This is a genomic window from Mycoplasmopsis columbinasalis (genome assembly GCF_900660705.1).
GTDB lineage: Bacteria > Bacillota_I > Bacilli_A > Mycoplasmatales > Metamycoplasmataceae > Mycoplasmopsis > Mycoplasmopsis columbinasalis.
This window is the reverse complement of the sequence record NZ_LR215043.1, coordinates 802,274-828,419: the sequence shown is the minus strand read 5'-3', so window position 1 is coordinate 828,419 and position 26,146 is coordinate 802,274. Positions and strand designations below refer to the sequence as shown.

Annotated in this window: 23 protein-coding genes and 1 pseudogene; 13 read left to right on the top strand and 11 right to left on the bottom strand. The window is 33.0% G+C overall.

Features of this window, described 5'->3' with window-relative positions:
* Nucleotides 1-461: 461 nt before the first annotated feature.
* Nucleotides 462-1,952 (bottom strand): annotated as a pseudogene (gpmI, locus tag EXC55_RS03265) (2,3-bisphosphoglycerate-independent phosphoglycerate mutase); the annotation flags it as partial.
* A 97-nt stretch (nucleotides 1,953-2,049) separates the two neighbouring features.
* On the opposite strand from gpmI, the gene dnaX reads away from it, so the two are divergent.
* The 6 genes from dnaX to rsmI are packed head-to-tail and all read left to right on the top strand — an operon-like array spanning nucleotide 2,050 to nucleotide 7,552.
* Nucleotides 2,050-4,332: a DNA polymerase III subunit gamma/tau gene (dnaX, locus tag EXC55_RS03260; RefSeq protein ID WP_129623236.1), complete on the top strand. Its 2,283-nt coding sequence runs from the start codon at nucleotides 2,050-2,052 to the stop codon at nucleotides 4,330-4,332.
* 15 nt (nucleotides 4,333-4,347) lie between these two features.
* The gene (locus EXC55_RS03255) at nucleotides 4,348-4,629 is read left to right on the top strand and encodes a YbaB/EbfC family nucleoid-associated protein (RefSeq protein ID WP_129623235.1); all 282 of its coding nucleotides are present in this window, start codon (nucleotides 4,348-4,350) and stop codon (nucleotides 4,627-4,629) included.
* Nucleotides 4,630-4,635: 6 nt separating this feature from the next.
* Nucleotides 4,636-5,229: a toprim domain-containing protein gene (locus tag EXC55_RS03250; RefSeq protein WP_129623234.1), complete on the top strand. Its 594-nt coding sequence runs from the start codon at nucleotides 4,636-4,638 to the stop codon at nucleotides 5,227-5,229.
* Between the two features lie 8 nt (nucleotides 5,230-5,237).
* Nucleotides 5,238-5,906 carry a dTMP kinase gene (gene tmk, locus EXC55_RS03245; RefSeq protein WP_129623233.1) on the top strand — a complete coding sequence of 223 codons (669 nt, stop codon included), beginning with the start codon at nucleotides 5,238-5,240 and terminating at the stop codon, nucleotides 5,904-5,906.
* A gap of 1 nt (nucleotide 5,907) precedes the next feature.
* The gene (locus EXC55_RS03240; RefSeq protein ID WP_129623232.1) at nucleotides 5,908-6,825 is read left to right on the top strand and encodes a hypothetical protein; all 918 of its coding nucleotides are present in this window, start codon (nucleotides 5,908-5,910) and stop codon (nucleotides 6,823-6,825) included.
* Entirely contained in the window at nucleotides 6,818-7,552 is a 735-nt protein-coding gene (gene rsmI, locus EXC55_RS03235; RefSeq protein WP_129623231.1) for a 16S rRNA (cytidine(1402)-2'-O)-methyltransferase, read from the top strand. The genes EXC55_RS03240 and rsmI overlap by 8 nt, the downstream gene beginning before the upstream one ends.
* 27 nt (nucleotides 7,553-7,579) lie before the next feature.
* On the opposite strand, the gene EXC55_RS03230 is transcribed toward rsmI, so the two are convergent.
* The 8 genes from EXC55_RS03230 to EXC55_RS03195 form a co-directional block, all read right to left on the bottom strand.
* A complete protein-coding gene (locus tag EXC55_RS03230; RefSeq protein WP_129623230.1) occupies nucleotides 7,580-8,659 on the bottom strand; it encodes a M42 family metallopeptidase in 1,080 nt (359 codons plus the stop codon).
* Between the two features lie 207 nt (nucleotides 8,660-8,866).
* The gene (locus tag EXC55_RS03225; protein ID WP_129623229.1) at nucleotides 8,867-10,036 is read right to left on the bottom strand and encodes an MAG3720 family protein; all 1,170 of its coding nucleotides are present in this window, start codon (nucleotides 10,034-10,036) and stop codon (nucleotides 8,867-8,869) included.
* A 7-nt stretch (nucleotides 10,037-10,043) separates the two neighbouring features.
* Nucleotides 10,044-10,946 carry a 16S rRNA (cytosine(1402)-N(4))-methyltransferase RsmH gene (gene rsmH / locus EXC55_RS03220; RefSeq protein WP_129623228.1) on the bottom strand — a complete coding sequence of 301 codons (903 nt, stop codon included), beginning with the start codon at nucleotides 10,944-10,946 and terminating at the stop codon, nucleotides 10,044-10,046.
* Nucleotides 10,939-11,382: a division/cell wall cluster transcriptional repressor MraZ gene (gene mraZ / locus EXC55_RS03215; protein ID WP_223211685.1), complete on the bottom strand. Its 444-nt coding sequence runs from the start codon at nucleotides 11,380-11,382 to the stop codon at nucleotides 10,939-10,941. The genes rsmH and mraZ overlap by 8 nt, the downstream gene beginning before the upstream one ends.
* Before the next feature lie 344 nt (nucleotides 11,383-11,726).
* The gene (locus EXC55_RS03210; protein ID WP_223211684.1) at nucleotides 11,727-11,990 is read right to left on the bottom strand and encodes a hypothetical protein; all 264 of its coding nucleotides are present in this window, start codon (nucleotides 11,988-11,990) and stop codon (nucleotides 11,727-11,729) included.
* 58 nt (nucleotides 11,991-12,048) lie between these two features.
* On the bottom strand, nucleotides 12,049-12,558 hold the full coding sequence (locus EXC55_RS03205; protein ID WP_129623226.1) for a hypothetical protein: 510 nt from the start codon (nucleotides 12,556-12,558) through the stop codon (nucleotides 12,049-12,051).
* Nucleotides 12,559-12,596: 38 nt separating this feature from the next.
* Nucleotides 12,597-12,938, bottom strand: a complete 342-nt coding sequence (locus EXC55_RS03200; protein WP_129623225.1) for a hypothetical protein — start codon at nucleotides 12,936-12,938, stop codon at nucleotides 12,597-12,599.
* A gap of 557 nt (nucleotides 12,939-13,495) precedes the next feature.
* Nucleotides 13,496-14,902: a DUF2179 domain-containing protein gene (locus tag EXC55_RS03195; protein ID WP_129623224.1), complete on the bottom strand. Its 1,407-nt coding sequence runs from the start codon at nucleotides 14,900-14,902 to the stop codon at nucleotides 13,496-13,498.
* Nucleotides 14,903-15,043: 141 nt separating this feature from the next.
* Between EXC55_RS03195 and EXC55_RS03190 the strand changes: the two genes are divergently transcribed.
* The 5 genes from EXC55_RS03190 to EXC55_RS03170 all read left to right on the top strand — a co-directional run bounded on the left by EXC55_RS03190 (nucleotide 15,044) and on the right by EXC55_RS03170 (nucleotide 19,697).
* Complete coding sequence (locus EXC55_RS03190) at nucleotides 15,044-16,009, top strand: alpha/beta fold hydrolase (RefSeq protein ID WP_129623223.1); 966 nt, start codon at nucleotides 15,044-15,046, stop codon at nucleotides 16,007-16,009.
* Complete coding sequence (locus EXC55_RS03185; protein WP_129623222.1) at nucleotides 15,999-16,946, top strand: HpyAIV family type II restriction enzyme; 948 nt, start codon at nucleotides 15,999-16,001, stop codon at nucleotides 16,944-16,946. The genes EXC55_RS03190 and EXC55_RS03185 overlap by 11 nt, the downstream gene beginning before the upstream one ends.
* 1 nt (nucleotide 16,947) lies before the next feature.
* Complete coding sequence (nadE, locus tag EXC55_RS03180) at nucleotides 16,948-17,772, top strand: NAD(+) synthase (protein WP_129623221.1); 825 nt, start codon at nucleotides 16,948-16,950, stop codon at nucleotides 17,770-17,772.
* Between the two features lie 65 nt (nucleotides 17,773-17,837).
* Nucleotides 17,838-18,587, top strand: a complete 750-nt coding sequence (locus EXC55_RS03175) for a YebC/PmpR family DNA-binding transcriptional regulator (RefSeq protein ID WP_129623220.1) — start codon at nucleotides 17,838-17,840, stop codon at nucleotides 18,585-18,587.
* Nucleotides 18,588-18,641: 54 nt separating this feature from the next.
* A complete protein-coding gene (locus EXC55_RS03170; RefSeq protein WP_129623219.1) occupies nucleotides 18,642-19,697 on the top strand; it encodes a ZIP family metal transporter in 1,056 nt (351 codons plus the stop codon).
* Between the two features lie 11 nt (nucleotides 19,698-19,708).
* Here the strand turns inward: EXC55_RS03170 and EXC55_RS03165 are convergent, their stop codons facing one another.
* On the bottom strand, nucleotides 19,709-20,518 hold the full coding sequence (locus tag EXC55_RS03165; RefSeq protein WP_129623218.1) for an HAD-IIB family hydrolase: 810 nt from the start codon (nucleotides 20,516-20,518) through the stop codon (nucleotides 19,709-19,711).
* 1,240 nt (nucleotides 20,519-21,758) lie between these two features.
* Nucleotides 21,759-23,072, bottom strand: a complete 1,314-nt coding sequence (locus tag EXC55_RS03160; protein WP_129623217.1) for a hypothetical protein — start codon at nucleotides 23,070-23,072, stop codon at nucleotides 21,759-21,761.
* Between the two features lie 76 nt (nucleotides 23,073-23,148).
* Here EXC55_RS03160 and EXC55_RS03155 point away from each other — a divergent pair, with 76 nt between their 5' ends.
* On the top strand, nucleotides 23,149-24,522 hold the full coding sequence (locus tag EXC55_RS03155) for a DnaB-like helicase C-terminal domain-containing protein (protein WP_129623216.1): 1,374 nt from the start codon (nucleotides 23,149-23,151) through the stop codon (nucleotides 24,520-24,522).
* Between the two features lie 53 nt (nucleotides 24,523-24,575).
* A complete protein-coding gene (locus tag EXC55_RS03150) occupies nucleotides 24,576-25,901 on the top strand; it encodes a DnaB-like helicase C-terminal domain-containing protein (RefSeq protein ID WP_129623215.1) in 1,326 nt (441 codons plus the stop codon).
* Nucleotides 25,902-26,146: the final 245 nt, after the last annotated feature.

Sequence of the window (26,146 nt, the reverse complement as noted above, 5' to 3'; positions counted from 1 at the left end):
TGTTGTGCTAAAGTTTCCGCACTAAGGTCTTTGTTTGTGGTCACCAAGTACATTTGGTTATAAAGATTAGCCAAGTGAGTTTTGAATTTTTTAATAAGTTGTCCAGGATCGGGGTGATATTCAGGCGTAATATAAACAAAAAAGAAGTAATTGAGTATGTGAGAAAAACCAGAATCAAAATATAATTCGCCAACTCTGTCGCGAAAAGTAGTTGCATTCATTTGGTAAGTTGCATTCGCATAATTAGCATCTTGTCAAGCTAAACTATCAGCACAAAAAGCAACAAGTCGACTTAATAATGCTGATGTTTTGTGAACTTTTGGATATAAATCCGGGTTGTCCACATAAGCCATAAGATAAAAATTAAAAGCATCATGTTCAATCAAACGGTTTGTATAAACATCATAAATCTTACGCATACCACTAGAATAACTAATTACTTTGGGATAATCCGACTTTTCCGGACTATAGATTTCAAGCATTGCCAGCATTAATGATTTAATGTCAGTTAAATCAAAATATCCTGATTCTGTTTGGCGGTTAAACCTACTAAAAATTAATGACTTATTGTTAGTAAGTAACATTACAGGTGAAGTTGTGTGTTTAGTGGCTGGTTGCCCCTTCTGGTCAAGCATGACTTCAGCATTACCGTGGTCAGCAGTAATAAGTAAAACTACATCATTTTGGTTTGCTCACTCCAACACGCGTTTAATTTGGGTATCAAGAAATTCAATTGCCTTAATTGTTGCTTCTAAATCACCAGTGTGGCCAACCATATCTGGGTTCGCATAGTTCATAATCACTGCATCATACTCCAAACCATGGGCAAGGAGATAATCAGTAATTTCTTTAGCAGACATTTGTGGTGCTTCGGCATATGACTTAACTTTAAGTGAAGGAATCATTACTCGATCTGTGTTTGGTAAAGTTAATTCCACGCCGCCATCCATAAAATAGGTTACGTGGGCATATTTTTGCGTTTCTGCTAAGCGCAACTGTTTCAAACCAGCATCAGCAATAATTTTGCCAAGTGGAAAGTCGACTTTATCTTCTTCAACAGCAACAATTGTGTCGAGCCCCTCGTATTTCATCATCGAAAAGAATTTATCAATTTTAACTTTGTGTTGAGGTTGTTGTTTGTAGAGCTGACTTTGAATAAAAAAGTGTGTTAGTTGACGTGCGCGGTCAGGACGAAAGTTAAAGAAAAACACAGAATCACCATCTTCAACAAAATGTCCATTTTGTTGCATGGCTGGTGCTAAAAATTCGTCGCCTAGCCCTTGTTCATACTGTGATTGGACATATTCAAGTGCGTTTGTAAAAGTATGTTCGCCTTTACCTAACATTGCATTGTAATGTATTTCGACACGATCGAACATCTGGTCACGATCCATGCCGTAAAATCTACCACCAATGGTAGTGATTTCATAACCATAATTGGCACATTGTTGTATTAAAGTTGGGAGTCATTCAGTAATTTTACGTGGTGCCGTATCGCGTCCGTCACCAATTAAATGTAATGACACTTTACTAAAACCATTAGTATGCAATTGTTGTAACAAAGCTGTTAAATGGTCCATATGCGCGTGGACACCGCCATCACTAAACAAACCAACTAGGTGCAAACGTTTGTTTTTTGCTTTAATTTCGCCAAGGGCTTGACTAACTTTGCCTTCGGCAAACAACTTATTTTTATTAAAGTAATCATCAACTAATGTAAGACCAGTTTTGACAATGCGACCTGCACCGATGGTAAGGTGTCCTACCTCGCTGTTACCCATTTGTCCGGCGGGTAAACCTACAGCTGTACCACTAGCTAAAATGGTTTGCAAATTAGGGTAATTTGTTATTAAGTCGTCAAATGTAGGGGTATTGGCTAAAGCAAAGGCATTGCCTTCAGTTTCACTTCGAACACCAAGACCATCAATAACGATGAGAACTGTTTTTGGCATTTGATTCCTTTCCGTTTGGTAATTTAAATTTTGTCGACCATTTAAGCTTAATTATAAAAAAACTATGTAAAATATCTATACATTTTAAAGGAGCTATATGTCTTACAAAGCACTTTACCGTAAATATCGTCCCACTAGTTTTAGTGAAGTAATGGGCCAAGATCACATTGTGCAAACCCTTAAAAACGCCATCATTTCTAACACAATTTCACACGCTTATCTTTTTAGTGGCCCGCGTGGTGTTGGAAAAACTTCTGTAGCCAAAATTTTTGCCAGTGTAATTAATTGTTCACATAGTGATGATGTCACGGTAGCATGTGGTTCTTGTTTAAAAAGTTTAGAAAATAGTCTCGATATTATCGAAATGGATGCTGCTTCGAATAATGGAGTTGATGACATCCGCAGATTACAAGAAAAAATCGAACATTTACCGTCAAATAGTCGTTACAAAATTTATATTATTGATGAAGTACATATGCTCTCTAAAGGTGCGTTCAATGCGTTGCTTAAAACGCTCGAAGAACCACCTGCACACGTGATTTTTATTTTAGCAACCACTAATCCACAAAAAATTCCACTTACGATTTTGTCAAGATTGCAAAGACATAACTTTAAAAAAATCTCTAATAAAGTTTTAATGGCACAAATTGAAAAAGTTTTTCAAGCTGAAAATGTCAAATACGAACCAGGCGCAATTGCTTACATTGCACGTTTAGCTCAGGGCGCAATGCGCGATGCGCTTTCCATTAGTGAACAAGCAATCGCTTATGGCAATGGTGTGGTGAAATTGAATGATATTATTTTCTCCTTTGGCATAGTTGCAGTTGAAAATTTAGTGACAATAATTTCAGCTTTACATACTGGCGATGTTAAAAGTGCACTTGAATTATTTAATTCCCTTAAAACTGATGGCATTGATCCAGAACAATTTGTTGAAAGTTTATTTGGAGTGCTTGAAGATTACTTGGTTTACCAAAAAACTTATAATATAGAGTTAATTGAATATTTAACAGAAGAAATTCTGTCGCAAATTCAATGAGATAGTTTGTACGTTTTACAAGCACTTGACTTAGTTTTCAAACTTAGCAAAGATCTTCGCAACACAGAAAATCCTTTTCAGTTAATTGAAATTTGTTTAATCAAAATGGTTGGTCAAGGTACAGTTGAGGTAAGAAAAAATACTAATTTAAACGCAACAATGGTAAATAAACTATTTACTCAACAAACTGAATCAAAAACTGTTGAGCACTTACCTAATCCAACACCAAAAGTTGAAAGGGCTTCAGTTCCTGTGATTGCGCCAAGTGTGAAAAGTGAACCAAAACAAACATTTGCTAATGAAAAATTTGATACTAATCCAATGAGTGAACCTGAAACACCAAAATTTACTGCCACTCCGTTTGATATGGAAACTAGACCCTCTCAAAAACCAAAAGTTTTCAATGATAAAGAACAACATAATAATTCAAACAAACCTAAAAAAGAAAGTGAGATCGCATCTGATTTAGATTTATTCTTGAGTAAAGTTTTAACAACTAAACCAGAACTTAAATCAGAAGAAAAACCTGTCACTAATTATGCTTCTCCATTTGACAAAATTAATGAAAAAACCTATGATATAGATATATCTAAAGAATTAGAAGCATCAAAAAATCTCAGTATGACTGTTGATGACATTTTGCAAAAATCACAAGAATTCGTGTTGGAAACGAACGCTATCAAAGAAGATAGAAGTTTTCTACAAAATGAATTACTTTCTAACGATAACGAATTTAACCAAGAAGACACTATTGTACGTACCACTGAATTTGATTTGCGCGACAATTTTGTCAGTGAACCTGTAATTAATAAAACACAGTCAATCACAACTAACAACAAATTGTTACCATCTTTGCAAAATTATTACAACACCAGTTTTACTGATTACTTAACGGCAGCTGACTTCGATCGAGCTTTTGGCAACTCAAAAAATACTAAAGAAATTAGCTTGCAAATAAAAGTTTTACTAGCATCACAGTTTAACCAAAAGGCTTATAGTGATTTACTTGAAGTTCTTAGTAACTTAAAACTTATTTCGGGTGGTGACAAACATTTATTGTTTTATGGTGACTCACTAACCAACCCAGCTTACTTAGAATTTTTAAAAGTCAACGCTTATGAAGAACCTGTGCAAGAATTTTTAAAAACAAATTTAGGTTCTTACAAACACATTTTGGTTGCAAGTTCAGCATTAAAAAATGAAATTGAACAAGCAAAACAACGTTACTTAGAACATAAAAAAACTGACACACCACTTGACGTTCAGCCCTATCCTGAAGTAACATTCGAATCGAAACGTAAAAAAGCAACACAAGCATTATTTGAAGATTTAATGTCATAGTTAAAGGAGCAAAATATGGATGCACAACAATTAAGAAAAGCAAAAAAATTACAACAAGAAACAATGGCTAAACAAGAGACTTTTGAAAAACAAGAATTTTCACTTGAAAAACACGGCATCGAAATTAAAGCAAATGGTGCTAGAAAAATCCTGGCACTCAAAATTAAAGACTCAGTGTTATTTGATCCCGAAGATCCTGAAACACTTGAAGATCTTTTAATTCTCACCCTTAACGAATTATTCGAAAACATTTCTGACGAAGAAGATAAATTATTACCTAACATTCCCGGTTTCTAATCAAGTATGACGGCGGAACTCAGCATTCTAACGAAGTTACAAACTAAGCTTACAGCCTTACCAGGCATTACTAAAAAACAAGCAGAAAAAATCATTACTCACCTTTTGAAAACCGCCAAAAGTGAAATTGAGGAGTTGGTTACTAGCTTAAAAGAAGTAAAAGCAAGCGTTGACTTTTGTCCTAAATGTAACTTTTTACGTCACAATGAAAGTTGTTTGAACTGCGACCAAGTGCACAACCCCAAAATTATTGTCACTGAAAGTATCGCAGCTGTACAAAAACTCAAACAAATGGATTTTTTTGATGGTTATTTTTATGTGTTACCAACATTATTCACAAATAAAACTAAACCAATTAAGGAATCTGAAAAAGAAACTCAACATTTAATAAATTTTCTTCTTTTTAAGGAAATCCAAGATGTCATTATCGTGCTAAGTCCTACAATTGATGGAGAGATTACAACTTATCGTCTGATGGAACTACTTAGTGAAGCAAATTTCAAAGTTTCACGTGCAGCTATCGGCATGCCAGTTAATTCTAATCTTGATTACTTAGACACTTTTACCATAAAGCAAGCAATCGAAAATCGTACAAAATAAGGAGTCTCATGTTTATTTCTTTTGAAGGCCTTGATGGCAGCGGCAAAACAACCATCTTAGATCGTTTAAACCAGCAATTAACTGAAGAGTATCCCACACTCGAATTTGTTACAACCCGTGAACCTGGCGGCAATAAAGTTGTCGAAGCAGAAAAAATTAGAGACATTATTCTCAGCAAGAAAAGTCGTCTTTCGCCCACCGCAGAAGCTTTGCTCTACACCGCATCACGTCGAATTCATTTAGATCAAGTTATTTTGCCAGCACTTCAAAAGAAACAAATTGTATTTTGTGATCGCTATGTTGATAGTTTTTATGCTTACCAAGGCTTTGGTCGTCAGTTAGGATTAGATTTTGTGCGCTCCTTAACTAATTTAGCAATTGGTAACATTGTACCTGATGTAGTGTTTTTCTTTGATATTTCACCTGAACAAGCATTAAGCAGGTTAAATGTGCGCAAACTAAAAAGCGAAGCCAATCGCTTGGATGAAGAACTCACCAACTTTCACAAACTTGTGTACAAAGGTTATCAAACTTTAATTGATGAAAATCCTGCTCATTTTATTAAAATTGATGCTACTTTATCAGCTGATGATGTGTTTGTTAACGTATGGAAAAAATTGCATAATTTGCCAGCTTTTCAACAAAAACTCAAGGAATTAGGTTACACTCTTAAGTAAAATGAACAATTTAAAATTAGAAAAAATTATTCATAATTCACTTCAAACCAACCACATTAGTCACTGTTATTTACTCAAAGGATATGAAGAAGTTGATTTTACCAAATCAATTCTTTTTATTATTAACAGTTTAAACAATTCAAACCTTGAATCGCTCGCAACTGAACAATTACCACCCAACATCAAAATATTTGATAAATTCAATGAAAATGCCTCTTTAAGTAAAAGTGATTTAGTGACCGAATTTCAAAATTCAACTTTAGCTTCATTTCAAACTAACGAACGTAAATTTTATGTAATTCAAGGTATTGACCAAGCTTCTTCGGCCGCTCTCAACGCTTTACTCAAAACCATTGAAGAACCTTCGCCAAATGTTATTTTTATTTTTACAACCACTAAAATCAGCCGCGTACCAATTACAATTCAATCACGTTCGCTAGTAATTTCAGTTCCTAAAGAGTCACCTAAAGAAATTTTGGAAAAACTTTTAAATCTTAACTATGAGCAAAAAAAAGCAGAATATTTAGCACATATCTTTCCTTCTTTAACTTACATTCTTACAAATGTGACCGATGAAACCTGGTGACACATTCGAGAGTTGGAAAAACAATTTTTAGACTCATTTAAAAATTTTTCAGTGCTTTATACTTATTTAGCTAAATTCATTAAAAAAGATACAAAACAAATTTTTATTAATTTGTTGTATGCACTTAAGTTTTTTTACGCACAAAAATGAAATTTAGAAAAATACAAAAACGAACAACTCAAAGCACTTGCCTTGGCAGTTCGTAAAACTAAATTTGATGCTTATGCCTGTTACATAGAGTTATCTGAATTTTTAGATAATAAAAATGAAAATTATAATTTCTTTCTCCAAGTAGAAAAAATGCTAATTGCATTGTCGGAGTATTATGAGTAAAATTTACCTTGTTGGCACTCCTATTGGCAATTTACAAGATATCACTTTACGTGCCCTCGACACTTTACGCAGAGTTGATGTGATTGCTTGTGAAGATACACGCCAAACACAAAAGTTGTTACAACAATTTGAACTCAAGAAAAAATTAATCGCCTACCACAAAGATAATGAAAAGAATTCAGCTCAGGGAATTCTTAATCTCGTGTTAAACCAAAATTTATCAGTTGCTTTGGTTAGTGATGCTGGTATGCCACTTATTAGCGACCCTGGTTTCGAATTAATTAAGCAAGCACGCGAACAAAACGTTCCAGTTGAAATTATTCCTGGCGTGAGTGCCTGTGTAACTGCTTTAGCTTTAAGCGGTTTTGCCGCTACTTTTACTTTTTGAGGCTTTCCCAAAGAAAAAAGTGAAGCACGACTGAAACAAATTCAAGCACTAGACACGCAGCATGCTCACATTTTCTATGTCGCACCGCACAAATTAATGAAATTTTTGAGCGAACTAGACCAGGTTTGAGGTGCTGAAGCAGAAGTATTTTTAGCTAAAGAACTAACTAAAGTATTTGAAACACACTTTTGCGGTGCTGCTAAAAATATTTTGCTTGAGTTGGCACAGCGTGAAACAATCAAAGGCGAATTTACGTTAGTAGTTAAATTAAATGTACCAAAACGTACCAAAGTTAATAAGTACGAACAATTTTCTAAAAATCAAACACAAAAAAACTAGGTCTGTACCTAGTTTTTTGTTTAGTTGTTAACCTTTGAGTTCTTGCAACATCTTGTTGTCAAATACTTTCACAAATTCAGTAATCAAGTCAAGTGTGGCTTGAATATCTACTAGTGAAGCTACACCGATTGGTGAGTGTAAGTAACGTTGTGGAATTGATAAGGTGATAGTTGGCACTCCACCTAAACCATATTGTAATTGACAACCGTCAGTGCCACCACCTTCGGCGATATAGTTATAAACTGGAATGTTGTGTTTTTGTGCTAACTGATGTAACATTTTAACAAGTTTAGGGTCTGTGAGAATGCCACCATCTTGAATTAAAAGTGAAACACCTGCACCTAATTTTGGTGTACCTTTTGGACAATTAGTAGTATCGTGTGCTGCGCCGGTGTCAATGGCAAAGGCCACGTCAGGATTAATTAAACCAACAGAAGTTTTAGCGCCACGAGTACCTACTTCTTCTTGCGCTGTTCCAACAATATAAGTTGTATTTGGTAAATCTAAATCTTTAATGTTGTTGGCTAAAAAGTCAATGACAGTCACCCCAGCACGGTTGTCAACAGCTTTACCACTAATTAAATCATTTGGTAAGTCAAGACTCTCACCATGCATATAAATTGGGTCACCAATTTCAATTCCAAATTCCTCTGCTTCAGCTTTTGATTTAAAACCAAAGTCAACGAAAAGTTCCTTATTGGTTGGTGATTTCATAATGTCTTCACGTTTCATAATGTGAATTGAAGTGTGACCAAATACCCCGTAGGCACTTTTACCAGTACGGTTTGAAACAACCTTAGCTCTTGTGCCAATTACTGCTGAAGTTCACACACCACCTACAACTGAAACAAGCATTTGACCATTGTCTTCAATTGAACGTACCAAGTAACCAACTTCATCCATATGAGCAGCAATCATAATTTTTGGTGCATTTGGTTTGGTTTTAGTTTTTATAATCAATGAACCAAGACCATCACGTGAATATTCAAAGTTTTTTGAAGCAGTATTCTTTTTAAGTGCTTCAACAACTGGTTCTTCATAACGACTAATAGCTTCAAGTGCCATATATTCTTTCATTCTGGCAGCTAATTTCGCATATTTTGACATTTCTTATCTCCTCGTTTTTTGATAAGTTTATAGATGTAATTAATTATATCTTAAGACTTAAATAGATAAATTGGTAAACAATATTAACAGGATAATTTTTGTTTTAAACCTGTGTTATAGACTTAAAAACAAAAAAACACCTGGCCAAGGTGCTTTTAAAATCAATATTAATAATAAGAACAATAAATTGGAAAGGAAAGGCTTGTTCTATTTTTTAAAAGAGAATATGGTTTTTAATTTGTTAAAAAATGTTTTGCGAGGAAGCGGAAAGTTACTAATGGTATTATTTTGACTATTGTCTTCAATTTTGAAGTGTTCTAAATAATGCATTATACCTTGTGTTTGCAAGGATACTTCGCTCTCGAAACCTTTAATTACTTCAAAATGTTTTGCTCACTTACCGAGCGCTACAGCAAGTAATTTTTGGTTGTGACCAGCAATGTAAATGTGGTTTCAACCAATTTTATTTTTTAACATAAATTTTTTGATCACATCGTTGGTTTTGCTTATTAAGTGTTCAATAATTTGCAAACACAACTTTTGATTTTTCGACAAACTAGTTTTATCTAAAGTAACTAGTGTATCGTAATTCTCAAGTGTACTTTTAAGTAATAATTCACAAATCTGCACATCTAAATTAGTGGCTTGTTGCACTTTAGAAATAATGTCAGCAATACTAAATGTAATAATCTTAGTATCTAAAACCGCATTATTAATGACCAAACTAAAAATCAAAGAATTTGCTTCTAATTTAATCAAAATTTTCTTAGTAACTTCGTTACTATTATGATTAAAAAGTAAAGTTTGATTGTTTGCAAAAATATAGTTTAAATTAAAACCATATTCTTCAAACAAATCTATAAAATAGGCTAATTTGTGATCTTTATTAACATACGTTGATAGCGCAAGTTGTTTCACAGTTGAAGCAATTTTACCTTGTGGAAAATGTTGATAAATTTTTTGTTCACCTAAATTAGTTGTGGTTTGAAAATAGATGTTTTGTTGATTAAGTTTGCTAAAAATTTTAAGATCTAAATCTTGTTTAGCCATTAATGCGTCTAATTCAGATTTCTGAAAGAACTCCACCAAGTTACTTTTAACGAAAATTTCTGCTTGCTGAAGTTTAAAAGTCAGTTGGTCATTGAAAGACTCATCAATAATTAAACTTGTAATTAGTTCGTTTTTCTTTTTCTCAAATCTTAATTTGCTTTTGCACAGTGTTTTAAAACTTAAAAGAATGTTTGTGAGTGCTTCAAGATTTTGGTAAGAACTTTTTTGTTTATAAACTAAAAAACTATTAGTAGAGCAGAAAGCTACTACTTCAATTAGAATCTCATTTGTTGTTAAATGAAAACTAAGATAATATTTTTTAGCCATAATAGTCCTATTTTAATCTTGTCAGTACACGTAACTTCGCACTACGCGAACGATTGTTTTCGGCGAGTTCCGCTGCGGAAACTCGAATCACCTTAACTTTAAAGTTAGGGTCTTCTTGGATCGGAAGTTTCGGATGATGTTTTGGTTTTGTTAAGTTACCAAAAAATTGTTTAATCATCACATCTTCTAAGGAATGAAAAGAAATAATGGCTAAGGAAGCCCCGACTTTTAACAAACTCACTCCTTGTTCTAGAAATGAACGCAAAGAGTTTAACTCATCATTTACTTCAATTCTAATAGCTTGAAAAACAGCTTTGTTAGGATTTTTTTTGCTTACAACTGCCGCTGGTAATGCACTGCGTACAATGTTTGCTAATTCTAACGTCGTATTTATTGGTCGGGAAGTAACGATCCTACGAGCTAGACTACGAGCAAATTTAACTTCGCCATAGTTGTGCAAGACATTTGCTAGTTCATCTTCAGTGTAGTTGTTTACAACGAAATGTGCGTCTAAAGTTTGACTTGTATCCATTCGCATGTCAAGGCGCGCGTCTTTACTATATGAAAACCCGCGTTCGCCTAAATCAAGTTGCGGTGAAGAAACACCTAAATCAGCCACGATGCCATCGACACTTTCAATTTTAAATGTTGCTAATTTTGTTTTCAACCAACAAAAATCACTATGAATTAATTCAAAGTTACTTCCTATTTCACTTAAACGTTTGCGACTTTCTTCTATCGCAAATTCGTCTTTATCAAAACCAAATAGTTTTCCCTCTGGAATTAACTTTAAAATTGCAGCCGCATGCCCACCGAGACCTAATGTTGCGTCAACATAAACTCCGTTTGCAGAGAGATTTAGGGCCTGAATACATTCATTGAGTAAAACAGAATAATGTTTGTTATTCATTTTTACCTTCTTTAGCAGCTAGAGTTTCAGCTGCAGTGCGTATTTGCTCGAGACTAAGGTTTGTTTGGTAATTATCAAAAGTTTCCTTAGCTCACAATTCCACAATATCTCCTACTCCTACGAACACAAGATTTTTTTGAATAGCAGAAGCTTCAATGAATTGTTTTGGCAACACAAACCTACCTTGTGTATCAAGTTCGATTTCCTGTGTGCTACCTAATCACATTCTTTTGAGCATTCTAGCGTTCATATCGAAATTACTTTGAGCATTTAACTTAGAAGCAAAAACATGAAATTGTTCCACATTACGCAGTTCAATTACGTTTTCAAGTCCTAAAGTTATGAAAAAAGTAGAACCCAAAATATCTCTGATTTTGGCTGGTAAGATTATTCTATTTTTTGCATCAATAGTTCTTTCGTATTGTCCGTACACCACAATCCTCCACTATTCACCACTATTTTACATTTTTTATACCTAAAACTAAGAATAAAGTTTGTTTTTTAGGGGATGTTTTGAAGAAAACTAACTCGCGTTTGCTTAAGTTAAAACTGGAAAAAACAACCCATTTTAGTTTGTTTTTTGAGGTTATGAAAATATAAATTGACCTATAAGCGTAGAACACAGTAGTAAATAAAAAATGCAAAAAATTCAAAAAGACAAGTGTTACATATTTTCACTTGCTTATTAGCATTTGTTTTAAGAAATAAAAAACAATTTTATAACCACATCGTTTCTAGAGATGTAAACACAAAATTGTTCGTGCACAAAATGAAAATGAATTATAAAGTTGAATTAATCAAATCAACATCTTCGGCTGTAACTTCAGTTTTAGTCTCGAGATCCTTGATAATATCTTGCGTCTTAGCGATATTACCTTTGATTTTACTGATTTTATCCGTTAAGTTTAAAAAAGTTTTGAGAGCGATTAAAAAAGTGATGATTGAAGATAAAATGGCAATTGTCACAAATAAATACATTGTGCTTTTAGCGTAAGTGTTAAATCTAATTGAGTAAAGGTTTAACATAATAATAACCGCAGCCATAATTATGTTTAAGATACTCAATGTCGAAAAAACTCAGCGACCAATCTTGTATTTTTTATTAATCGTGTTTTTCAACTTTGTGATTGATTGTGTTGATATATTTTCCATATTTACCTCTGGTGAAATTTTCATCAAGAACAGTGTGTTCGAAGAAATCTCTCTTGTAACGATCAAGATTTAAGATTACAAGCACTCTTTTATAAAAAAGGTGAGTTGCGATCGCTGGAGTTAAATTTAAATAATAACCTTGTCTATTTAGATAAAAAATATATTCAAATTTCATTTTACTTAGTTGCAACATTTTTTCTTGATACTTCAGATTGACAACAAAAAATGAAAGTAAGCCAGTACATAAGCTTGTTAGTGAGTTAACTATCGTGATGGTAATAATGTAACTCGAATTGGCATTAAGTCAAGACTTGTAAGGATTAGGATTTAAATAAGATGAAGCACCAGCTAAAAAGATAGTACCAATAATTCCGGTAAAAAGAGTAAGCGCATAAGTTGCGATATTTAAACCATAATAACTAAAACCATAAATAATCACACTAGTCTTAAGTTTTTGCAAGCGCAAATTATAAAATTCAATAGCTGTTTTAATTTTCGTTATGTGTTATGTACCTTTTTATTAATAAAATGTTCTTTGAGAACCTTAAATAAAACAATTTTTTTGCGTTTGTTTAGTTGTTGTCAAAGTAAAGCGATACATCTTTCAAGTTCTGCTTCATCAATTAATTTACTTTTGTATTTCAAAGAAAGATAATACAAAGTGTTTTTTATTTTTTTATATTCAACAAAGCGAGTATTTTGTTTATAAATTTCTAAAGCAATGTTTAAAACGAACGAAATAATCATCATAAAAACTAGTGCGAAAATAATAGAAAAAACATTGTCATTGAGGTTTTCTTTTCTAATTTGAAACATATAAGCTAAGGTATAGATAGCCATAACGATAACCGTTAAATTAAACAAAGTTATCGAAACACTAATCATTCGCTCAGAAATTTCGAAAAATTTTAGTCGCTTTTTATCGCGTTTGATTTTATTTTTTAAACTTTGGATAATAGGTTCCATAAATATCATTATATTATAAAAAGACGAATTTTACTTAGTCTCCAATATAGCTATGTTATAAGCGTAAAAGTCAAATTTATTACAATTTTTTTAACAATAGTTAGGGATTAAAACTTTAATAACACTTATTATATTTTTGCATTGAAAATTTAAATTTTCCAGCTAAACTAGTAAAATTGACTTTTTATTTTTTAATGTTGCTAGTTGTGGTAATGAACAAATTTGAAAAAAGAAATAATAAAAAGAATCGTTTAAAACTTTGAGATTTAAACAAACTTTTTTATAAAAAAAATGCGTTCTCTTTTCTAAGCAGAGAAACGCGCTTTTATAGAAATTTTATAATAATCATTTATTTTCAAATCAAAGCATTTATATTATTTAAAGCAAAGCAAATTTCACATTAATAGCTTTAAAATAGATGAATTAGTTAATTAGAATTTTGTTTCTGGTAAATATAAATTACCATCAACCGAAGCAATATTGTTAATCGTAATCAACGCATTGTTTTCATCAACTTTACGAATTAATTTAATAAGTCGAGGGACTTGTTTATAAAGCGTAATGCAAGTTAAAACACGCATTTGGTTACCTGAATAACCGCCAATTCCTTTACTAATTGTGAAACTATTGACAGTTTTTTTATCAGTAATGATGGCTTGACGAATTGCTGACATATGTGGCGAGTAAATTTTCACTTGGACAATTTTAAATTTAGGAAAAAGTTTGTTAAGAACTGCTGCAAGCACAAAATTACAAATTAAAGTTGAAATCATATTAGGTGAAAAATACATTTGACTTAATCATTTATATTGCGTAATTTTTTTGATTGTTTCTAAGTCTGAACTTGATAAACCTTGAATTGAATTAACTCTGCCTGCTAAATCTTGCAAAATGATGCTTCCAGCTAAGAACGTTCCGATAAAAACAGAAATAGTCATAATAACTAAATTAATATAAGCGTTGACTGTACCGAAACTTTTTTGTTTAACAGTTGAATAATATTCACCAACAATACCTGTTACACCAGCGGAACCACCCATAATTGCAACTACAGCGAAGAAAAATGCTAACATCACACCGTAAACAATAGCAAAAATAATTTGCGCAATTATGTTGCCACCATCAGTTCATTCAAGTGGTACTAAGTTTCAAATTTGTTCTTTACCAGCTCATAATTGATTGGCAATTAATGTTTTTCCTTCAGCACTAATTGAAGAAGTTGAAAAATTCCCCATCAAGTAAAAGTTGTTTAAAGCAGGAATTTGTCCAAGCATAAATGACACTAAACTGCTGATGATAAGAAATTCCAGAGTAATTCAAGTGAAGTTTTTACCTACCTTTTTAAAACCGAATCAAAAGATTGGAAAACTAATAATTAAATAAAGAATTCAGAATAATGAGTGGTCAATGATATTATAAATGGTTGAATTGACACCTTGATTGGTTCTAAGAAGCACATTTACAATTTTTGATAATGCTTGGCCTATTGCTGCAGCACCAAAGTTATAAATTCCAGGATTTTTCACAAATAAAATACCAATTATTCCGAATATTACTGCAAAAACGGCTGTAAACACAACAATTTTCGAAATAGGCATTGGAGCGTAAAAACGTGAAAACCTAAGCACAAAATTAGACATTTTAGTGTAACGATATTTTGTGTTTGTTTTTCTGATGATTTCTTTGACGTCATTTTCACCTTCTTTGGCGAAAATATCATATTCTGGTAAAGAATTATCTTGGTATTCACGACGCGGTGCATCAGATGTGTTTTTTGAAGTTGAATCTGTGGTTACATTTTTAGGTACAGATTCATCGTTGTTTAAATTTTGAATCATTCAGCTCCTTTCTTGGGTTAAAAAAAGACCAAGAAACTGGTCTTGTATTTAACTTAAATTACGAAGCTTTTTTATGTAAAAGTAAAAAAACTATATATACATTTTAACACAAACTTTAAAGACTTTATAATATAAGAGACTATGCAACTCAACTATATTCAAACTAAAAATTACAAAATACCAATCTTTTTTCAATCAGCTGAAAGTGATACGACTTTTTTCTTTTTGCATGGTTTAAATTCTTCTAGTGATTTTTGTTTGCCTATAGCCTTGCTTTCGCCTAAATTCAACATTGTTGCAATTAATTTTCCAGGTAATAAATATTTTGAAGACGTCGACCCCACTACTATTACTGTCGAATGATGAGTTGAGGCCGCAAAAGAAGTTTTGCAACAGATTAAATCTAAAAAAATCATCCTTGTTGCACATTCAATGGGTGGCGCAGTTGCACTAAACTTAACTAGCGATCCACGCATTAAAAAAATCATTATGCTTTCAACTATTCATCCTTTCGTAACTGAAACTAGTTCTTATTCTTTACTAAAAAAAGTAATTCAACCAATTACATTAACGCATAAAATTGTTGGCAAAACTGTTACTTCTTTTTTTAATAAATTTAAAAAAGGCAAAAGATTAAATGAAAGTTTTTCAAGAGAAAGTAACTGGTTCAATTTACTATCAAACTATGTTCTTAATCCAGAATTTTTAGCAACACTAGACCAACTTTATCATGTCAACAAACACCTTTTAGTTGGCGTAGTTGGTGCGAAGGATAACATTATTGGTGCTGAAGCTTTTAACAAATACTTGGATACTTTGAATGTTTTTTGCGCCAAAATTGGTAAAACTCATTCACCGATTAAAGATGATGCACAGAACTTTTTTGCATTTATTAATAATTTTTGTGAACCAAAAAAATTGCGCTGACGTAAAAAAATAGTTAAATTCGCAAAAAACGTTCAAAACTTTGAATCAAAAGTAATTAGGTTTGATAAAACTACTGAAAAAATGATTAAACTAATTGAACAAAATGAAACACAAGATACTGTTGAATTAAAAATAGCTTTAAATAGTGACGATGTTAAAGGAAGTCCTGATGAATTTTAATGATTTTAGCAACGAAATTAAATATCGTTTAACAACAAACCGTGGTCCTAGAATGTTAGAAAAATTAATTGAAGCACCGGATCGTTTTTTTAATGTTTTAACTCCACTAAATTTTAAAATCAAATTAGAACAATCATTTTTGCGTACACAAGAAAATGTTTATTTTAAATATCTTTGTGAGCTAGCAATTAATTTTTTTATTGGTGTAAAGAAATTTTTAGCGTTAGAAAATCGCCCGCAAATAGTTGTTATCGATACTGCGCCAGATGGCACACACAATGCATATGAATTTAAATTTAATTTTCATATGGCTTTTGGTGATGAACAAGGAAAAACAATTTATTATGTAATTCGTAAGAAACGAGATTCGTTGTCAAAAACTGAAGCTGATGAATTTATTAAACATATCCTTGATTATCAATCTAAACTCTATAAAATTGACGTTGTAAACGATAACAAAGTGGAATTACTAATTTGGTTTGTTGATTCTGAAACTAAAAGAAACAAAGAATTCTTTGAAAACACTACAGCGCAACCAGAATTTATAGGAAAAAATATTAAATTTTTCTATGGCGGTGAGTTATTTGAATACTTCCAAGATAATGATTACTGATTAAATATTAGTAACTTTTTAAAAGAGTTTCACTCACAAAATCATGATTATTTTTTGACTTTACCAAATTTAGATTCTGATCGCGAAACCTTGGAATATTTAGTGCGATTATCAGAGCAAAAATGGAATAAATTTAATTCAGTGGAACCAATTTATGTATTAATGCGTAAGCATATTTTTGATCAGACAAATGCAAAATCAAACTATCTTAAAGCTGTGAAAATGCGGCATGAACTTCTAAAATATGATGATTCAAATCCAGAAAAAGATGAATTAATTAAGATGATTTTAATACGTGATCAAGAGCAAGAAAGCGAGCAGTAAAATGAAAAGATATGGTGTTTGCGCCTATAACACAGAGACAAAGAATTTTGTATGTAACAAGGAAATGGTCACAAGTTATGCTAATTATTTAGTTAAATGATTACAAACCAAAGTTCGCGATGCACACGCAAAAGGTGTGATTGTTGGACTAAGTGGTGGCATTGATTCGACCTTAGTTGCAGCACTTGCGCAAAAAGCATTTCCTGATAACCATCTAGCAGTAGTAATGCCAATTGATTCGATGGCACATGAACAACATGATTTAAAAGCAATTATTTCACACTTGCATTTAAAAACAATAACAGTTGATTTAGCTGCTTCTTTTCAAACACTAACAAAACAACTGATGCAATTTACTAACCTGGATTTATTACCACAAAGCAACATCAAACCTCGTTTGCGAATGACAACCTTGTACGCATTGGCGCAACAACATAATTATTTAGTTCTTGGCACCGACAATGCTGACGAATACCACATTGGTTATTTCACCAAATTTGGTGATGGTGGCGCGGATTTGTTACCACTGGTACATTTACTTAAATGCGAAGTTAGAGCATTAGCTAAACATTTAGGTGTACCTGATAGTGTAATTCACAAAGCGCCATCAGCTGGTCTATGAGAAGGACAAAGTGATGAAAATGAACTTGGTTTTTCTTACGCAGACCTTGACGAATACTTAGCAACTGGGCACTGTAACCCAGTTAGTCAAGCAAAAATTGAACGTTTACACCAAAGTTCGCAACACAAACGTGATAAAATTTATCAACCTTTGCCATTTGCAGATGTCTGCGAGTGTCGCAAAAGTGTAACGGAAAAAGAGTAGATATCACTTATAATACTTATATTAATATTAAAAGCGTGTAACCCACAAAATAAAGGAGACTTATTATGGCAGGACACTCACACTGAGCTGGCATTAAACACAAAAAAGGTGCCAACGACGCAGCCAGAGGAAAAATTTTTCAAAAATTATTTAAAGAAATTTATGTTGCTGGAACAGCAAACGGCGCACTTCCTGACCCTGAACTAAACCCTGCTTTGAAGCTTGCTATTTCGAAAGCTAAAAGTAAAAATATGCCAAAAGCAAATATTGAACGTGCTTTGGCAAAAGCTAAAGGTGAAGGCAAAGATGGTGTTAGTTATACTGAAACCTTATTCAACGGCACAATTAGTGGCGGTGGCACATTCTTAGTTAAAACTTTAAGCGACAATATGAAGAGAACCACTTCACAAATGACAATGTACTTCAACCGCCAAAATGGTTCGCTTGGTAAAACAGGACAAGTACCATTCCAATTTGACCACAAAGGTGTGCTTGAAATTGCTAAAAACGCAATTGATGAAGAACAACTCACAATGATTGCACTTGACAACGGTGCTGAAGATATTCAAAACCTTGAGGGTTCATACTTAATCACAACCTTGCCAGAAAACTTTAGTCTTTGCAAAAGTGCCATTGAAGATGTACTTGGTGTAACAGAATTCTTACAATGTGAAGTAACTTACCTTCCAAATACCACAGTAAGTTATGATGCGGAAAAATTAGAAAAAATTAGTGAATTCCTTAACACACTTGAAGATGACGATGACGTCCAAGAAGTGTTTCACAACATCGAATTTCCAGAAGATGACGAATAAGCCTATTTTATAGGCTTTTTATATTAATTAATTGTAGAAATAAATTGCTTTTAAATGAGAACATTTTTTACTAATCTAATTGAAGCTTTAAAGGGAGCGCGCGCTAACTACGGAATTATTGACTGGAACCAAACTAGTGAAACGAACTTAGCCAAATTTTATTTTGTCTTAATTGCCGCCTTAATCTTTCTGGGCATCCCGATTTTACTAGTTGTAATTCTTACTTTTATCAAAAAACAGCAATTAAGTAAAAAAGGTACCGTGATTCTTTATGCCTTTGTTACAGGCTTTTTCATCACACTGGCTTTTTTTGGATTCGCTCGCGAAGCACTCGAAATTAGCTCGACACAAGCAGGTGCGAGAGGTTATACTACAAACCAAATTTATGGTTGAAACATTCTGTTAGTTGGTTTTGGACTTGCTTTGGGCGTTGGTTTTGGTTTTGGTTTGAAAAAACTCGTTGACTACATCGCTAAATCAAAAGTAATTCGCAATGATGCACACGCAAGTGCGTTTGTGCATTCACATGATTTACTTCACGACAATGATGCGCACGACCACACTAGTCACAGCTATGCACCAGATCACTCAGTAACTATTGCCACACAAACTCAAAGTCAACAAAAAAATAAAATTGTCGCCTTGCTTTTAATTCTGACCCACCGGATTCCAGCAGGACTAATCATTGGCTATAGTTTAAATAGTTTCTTCGAAGTAGGCATTGGCAGTTTCAATGCCATTAGTGGTGCCTTTTTAATAAGTTTTGTCTTACATTTAATTCCTGAAATTTTAATTTTTTATTTCCGTCAGTTGGAAATGGGTGTAACTCGTGCCAAAGCTTGCGGTTGGTCAATTGCTTCGCTCTTAATGTTGATTCCACTCATGTATATTGGTATTTATCTTGGTAAATATATTAACCAAGTTTGACAACTAAGCGCCTTTTTACAAGCTTGTGTGGGTGGTATCTTTGTGTTTACTGGTGTAATTGAATTTTTACCTGAGTTCTACCACGCACACCACGAACCTAAAATTTTTAAACGTGTAATGTTTGCCTTTTTCCTTGGAATTATCGTTTGTGTGATTATTTTAGCCTTCCACACACATAAATAAAATCTGCGAAACTAAAGTTCGCAGATTTTTTTAATTGTTTTAGCAAAACCGCCATTGCGGAAGTGTTCTCCAATGTGGTCAGCGTAAGATTTGATTGAGTCCAAAGCGTTATCTAATAAAACTAAGTCAAAACCTTGTTCTTTAACACAAGTGTCATTACCTGAATCACCAATATGAAGTGCTTGTGTAGGTGAAATTCCTAATAAGTCACAAACAAATTGATTACCAATACCTTTTGATGATTCTTTACTTGTGATTTCTAACGAAAGTCCATTTGAAACTAAAAAAGCCCTCAAATTAGGAAATTGACTTTCAATTTCGGCAGCTAACTCACAAGTTTGAGTTTCTGTCGCTAAACCAAAAGCTAACAAACGATTAATTGGCATTTCTAATTCGCCTATAATATAGGGTAATTTGACAAATTCTTTTGCTCAAGGACGATTTAATTTAATTGCTTCAGGACGACAAGTAAAAATTTTCTTTAAACCATTTATGGTGTAATGAATTTGTTTTGCTTCTAAATATTTTTTAATGGCGTTAGCATCAGCTGAAGAAATTAGGTTATTACGCAAAATATTGTTATTTTGGTCAACGATAATAGCGCCATTTTGACAAATAACATACTTTGAATTTGTTTGACGAGCTAAATTCATCACAAAATCACTATTAGTTCGTCCTGTCGAAATAATGAAATGACTATTTTTGTTTAATTCACGCGCCATATCTAAATTAACTTGTGAAACAGGATTTTCATAATTTTCGTAATTATCTAAAAATGTACCGTCTAGATCAACAAAAACGGCTTTATAACTCTTTTTCATAGTGAAAATTATAAAGAAAAGTGCAAATTGTCAGTTTTTAAATTATTAATTATAGTTATAATGTATGATAGCGTCGTAATTAAGAGACTTTGCAAGTATTATAGATTTTTTTGGAAATTAATCAAAAATTTTTTTATTAGTGTTCAAATTTTAGAAACACGTAACACTTAATTTATTTCGTACTTATATTTATACATATACATATTAAAATAAAAAACAAAAAATACCTCCAAGGTAAATTTTTTGTTTTTTATTTTTTTTACTATCACTATATATGACTTATTATGTATCTGTTTAGATATATATGTATGTATATGTTAAATACATCAATATAAACATAAGAAAAGAATGTTCCAAATACATTCTTTTCTTATGTAGTGTATATTACTGTAGTAAATCAAACAACAGTAGTAACAAACAACAGTAGAAACAGTTGTTTGTTGTAATAAATCAAACAACAGTAGTAGTAACAAACAACCGTAGTAACAAACAACAGTACAAACAGTTGTTTGTTACATTGAATCAAACAACTGTAGTAACAAACAACCGTAGTAACAAACAACAGTACAAACAGTTGTTTGTTACATTGAATCAAACAACAGTAGTAACAAACAACCGTAGTAACAAACAACAGTACAAACAGTTGTTTGTTACATTGAATCAAACAACAGTAGTAACAAATAACCGTAGTAATAAACAACAGTACAAACAGTTGTTTGTTACATTGAATCAAACAAGCGTAATTGATATATACATAAAAAAAGAATGTTCCAAATACATTCTTTTTTTATGTAGTGTATATATTTATAGAACATAAATATATACACATATTTTACTAATAGCACTATAATAAAGTGCTATTAGTAAAATAATTACATAACAAAAAATATAAATTTTTTGTTATGTATACCAATAAATGTGTTCATACACATTTATTGGTTGCTGACTCAATAAATTGAATCAATTATTGTTATAGTAACAAACAATTTCACTAAAAATTGTTTGTTACATTGAACCAAACAACCGTAGCAAGAACAAATTTTAATTACTGTAACGGTTGTTTCATATATGTATTATTGCTTTTGATTTCTTGTAACATTTATGTTACCTGGTTTCCCTATTGTTTCATTATTGGCAGTTCTAATTTGCGGGCGAAAAATTACCTTGGCGGCATTTTTCGCTGCTTTTTATTAATATTTCTTCACTAACCGCAAAAAAGTTTGAGTTAACTTTTTGCTCGCTAAAGAAAAATAATATTAATGGTTCGATTCGTACTTAGTACTTTTTGGCAAATTGTTTCTCAACTATAGGTGCAAAACGCACTTTTGGTATTTGCCTTAAAATAGTGACTAATGGCGCTTTCGGCATAAGGCGTAACTGCCGGGTTTAATTTAAAAGTATGTTCGATTAACTTAAAATTTTTTAAAAAATACTTTTGCAATGCTTGAATTTTGGTTCGCACTTTCGCACTAAAGCGGTGGTTGCTTAGTGCAAAATTCGTAAAATTGGTAATTTCTTTTAGTAATAAGTTTGCATCTCGCGCCTCAAAGGCGGCGATGATGCGGTGGTAAAAACACAGCGCTGGGCGCATACTAAAAAGTCCGGCAAAAGTTTTTACAATTTTGTCACGAATATGAAAAAGGTCGCACAAACGCACGCCTTGTAAAGACTTGGCAATTTTAGTCACAAATTTGGCGCCATCACCGCAAATTAGTAAATTTACTAATTTGCAATTGTTTTTCAGTTGCAATTGATTAATTAAAAAACGCACCAAAACATTCACATTTTTGGTGCTTTTTGTTAGTTTTTGCACGAAAATTAATTTTTCGTTTGTTTCATTGGTAATATGCGCAATGCGCACAGCCTGGTTGTAAACTTTGCCCTTGCTCTGCACGCGCTGATAAGCGTCGTCAATATCAATTTGAATTGTGGCGCTCTGGTGAAATTTGGTAAGGTAAGCATCAAAATTTGCTTGCTGCGTTTGATAAAACTTACTTTTTTGGGCGTAAGCTCACACATAGTGCGGAAGGCGGTTGTCGCCTGGTTTTGGTTTTCGGCGGGCGATTGGCTGGGTGTGTAAAGGTTGGTGCAAAGTTAGTGCTAAATACTTTTTGCGTTTCAAATTAACCAAAGCTTGCGTGTGGTAATACATAAATTTGCCTTGTTGGGGCTTACTATACATAGTTAAGTTATAAGTTAATTCAAAACCATTGATACTAATGGTACGTACATAACGTTCCCGCACAATGAAAGTGCGGGTGTTTGCATCTTCAAAGCGGCCTTTGGTGCGAAAGTGTTCTTCTAAGACATTAAATTTGGCCACAATTTCAACACCTTGACGGCATAACTGCCAAAGCTCGCTTTGGTTTGTCTTCAATGTGTCATTGTGTTTAACCTCTAAATTGCCCAGCGGTTTAAAATTGGTAGGCTGCTGCGCTAAAGTTTGGCGTGTTAATGCATCTATGTAAGCTGCCCAGGTTGTTTGGTGCTTAGCTAAAAATTCGTCCGCGTAAGTGTGGAAAATGTGGTCTTCGGCAAAGGTAAAAATTGACATAACTTAACTCTTTCTCGTTTAAAATTATTGTAACTTTGAACTTAAAACTTTGGCTTTGGTAACGATTTTATTTGTTATGGCTTCCCTCCGTCCCAAAACTCGAACTTTAAGTTCGCCAACACCGCCACCATTCACCAAAACAGAAGCAAATGCGGCACAAATTCAAATTTTGGCACAGCTCGTGCAAAATTGGCGCTGAACTAAGACCAAAATTTTCACTTTATTAAGTGAAAATGATTTTAGCGACCCGCTCTGCCGTGAATTGTTTGGTGTGTTTAAACAAATTATGGATGCAAATTTAAAAATTAATAGTTCAATCATCACAGAATTTTTGCAAAGAAGCAATAAACCAGAAGCAAAATTTGCGCCTTTGTTGCAAATTATAGAGAATGCGCACGCCCTTAGCGGCAACGTAGACTATGACCTCCAAGCTTTGTTTGAAAACGAATTAACCTTAGCTTTTGAAGAAACCTATCAACATTTCCTTGCTAACACCACTAGTTTGGACTTTGACCAAGCACACAAAAAATTCTCCGCGTTATGAAACCGTTTACAACAATTACAAAACAAAATGACAAAAACCCAAATGGAACTTAGTGCTGAATTAAAAACTTTTAAGGAAAATTTAAACACAGCGCAAGAGCCATTATTAACTGGTTTTAGTTTGTTTGATGCTTATAACCAGGGCTTAGCGAAAGGTTCTTTAATTGTGTTGGGCGCCCGCCCGGGCGTTGGTAAAACCGCCTTTGCCTTAAATTTAATTGCGGCCGTTGCTCACAAAGCCAAAGGGCGCTTAAAAAGGCCTTTGAATGTGTTGTTAATTTCTTTGGAAATGCATCGAAAGGAAATTATGGCGCGTTTGTTTGCACACTTAGCCCAAATTCCTATTACAAATTTTAGCGAGCAAACGTGAAAAAACACTGCAGAAAACAAAGCGAGAATGGAATTTGCGCTTAATTTTATTAATTTGAACTTAAATTTACTCATTGCAGAGCAATCACTGCACGAACAAAGTGATATTGATGCTTTTGTTAAATTCATTCCCTTAATTAACCTAAAACACCCTTTAGACTTAGTGATTGTCGACCACTTACAACATTTACATTATCCAAACGAAACATTGCGTACTTACGAAGTCGGTAAAGCGGTTGATACTTTTAAACAAATTGCCAAAGAAAACCAAATTCCTATCATTTTGCTTTCCCAACTCAACCGGGAAAGCGTGCAGGAACAAACCTTGCCGACTTTAAAACACTTAAAAGATTCAGCCAGCATTGAAGCAGCCGCCGACCAATTTATTTTGCTTTCAAAAAGCAAACATAAATTATCAAATGGTAACTTTGTCGACATTTGCTTTTTTAATATGGCAAAAAACCGCGCCAACGCCTTAACAGATAGTTATATGGTTTTCAATGGTGAAACTTTAACTTTTAAGGAATTAAAAAAATAATTAATTTACGAATAATGCAATGTTATAGATATATACGCAAATAAGGACTAACAATGCCTTTCTTTAGAGATTTATTTCGTTATAAAGTTGAGCGCGCCGTGTTGAGCGTTGTACTTAACAACTATGATTACAATCACTACGCTGCAGAGTTTTCGCCTGCGAATTTTAAAGTTCCAGAGTACCAAGTGCTTTTTGAAATTTTGGAAAAATTATTTGACAATTGCCAAGTATATTCAACCCAAAATATAGTCGATTGCGCGCGCAAACATAATTTCACGAAATTTTATTTTAATATTTATGGCGAAGTAGTTTTGACATCAATTGAGAATGAAGACTATTTTTTGCAAGAATTTGCAAAATTCGTCGTCATTGATAAAATTACAGCTTTGTTTCAAACCTGACGGGAAACTAAGTTTAGTTTTGACTTTAGCCGCAATGTACTAAAACAAACTTTAAATTTGTTAGCCGAAAATCTAAGCCAAGACAAAATTGCCGCCTGTAGCATTGATGAATATTTAGATAATTTTCGTCTTACTTTTCAGAACCAAGAAAAGACAATTAGCACCCAGTGAGCATTGTTTGATACTAACAACCAGGGCTTACGACCAGGTGAATTAATCGTAATTGGCGCCCGTCCGGGCATTGGCAAAACGGCTTTAGCGACTAACCTTATTTTAAACGCCCGCAAAGCAAACAAAACTAAATTAAACATTTTATTTGTTTCGTTAGAAATGACAAAACAAGAAATTTTAAGCCGTTTAGTTGCTAATTTAACGCAATTACCGCTCTGAATGTTAAATAGTAAGAATTGACAAGCAACTCCAACTAACGAACAAGCCATCGATAAAGCTATAGCGTACATTGAAAAACACCTAAATTTGCGTATTTTAGAGCCCACAGCCCAACATCTTATCGACAGTGACTATTTAACTAATGAAATTTTAGAATTAAAAACACAATGAGATATCGACTTAATCATTTTAGACCACTTACAAATTATGAAATTTGATGAGAAAACCATTCGCACTTATGCTTTAAGCGACACGGTGAACAAACTTAAACTTATTGCCAAAAGCTTAGAAATTCCTTTTGTCTTACTTTCACAATTAAACCGGGAAAGTGACACCCAACAAATGCGCCCAACAAGCGCAAATTTAAAAGATTCCGGCGCTATTGAACAAATCGCCGACCAAATTGTGCTAATGTACAAAGAGTTTGAACCTAAGCTAATTAATCAATTACAGCGCAATAAAAAGTCGCAACTCCTTTGTTGCGACTTAATCAAAAATCGAAATGGCACGCTTAGACGTGCCTATATGGAATTTCGCGGTGAAACAATGACTTTTAATGAAGTAGGAATTATGAATGAGATAGAGTAAGTATAGTATAAATTATAACAAATTTTTGGTTTGAAGCAGCGTCCTATACCAATCCTATACTAATACTATACTAATCCTATACCAATCCTATATGAATCCTATACTAATCCTATATGAATCCTATACTAATCCTATATGAATCCTATATGAATCCTATACCAATCCTATATGAATCCTATATGAATCCTATACCAATCCTATATGAATCCTATACCAATAGTATTGCATTCCTATCTTAATACTAT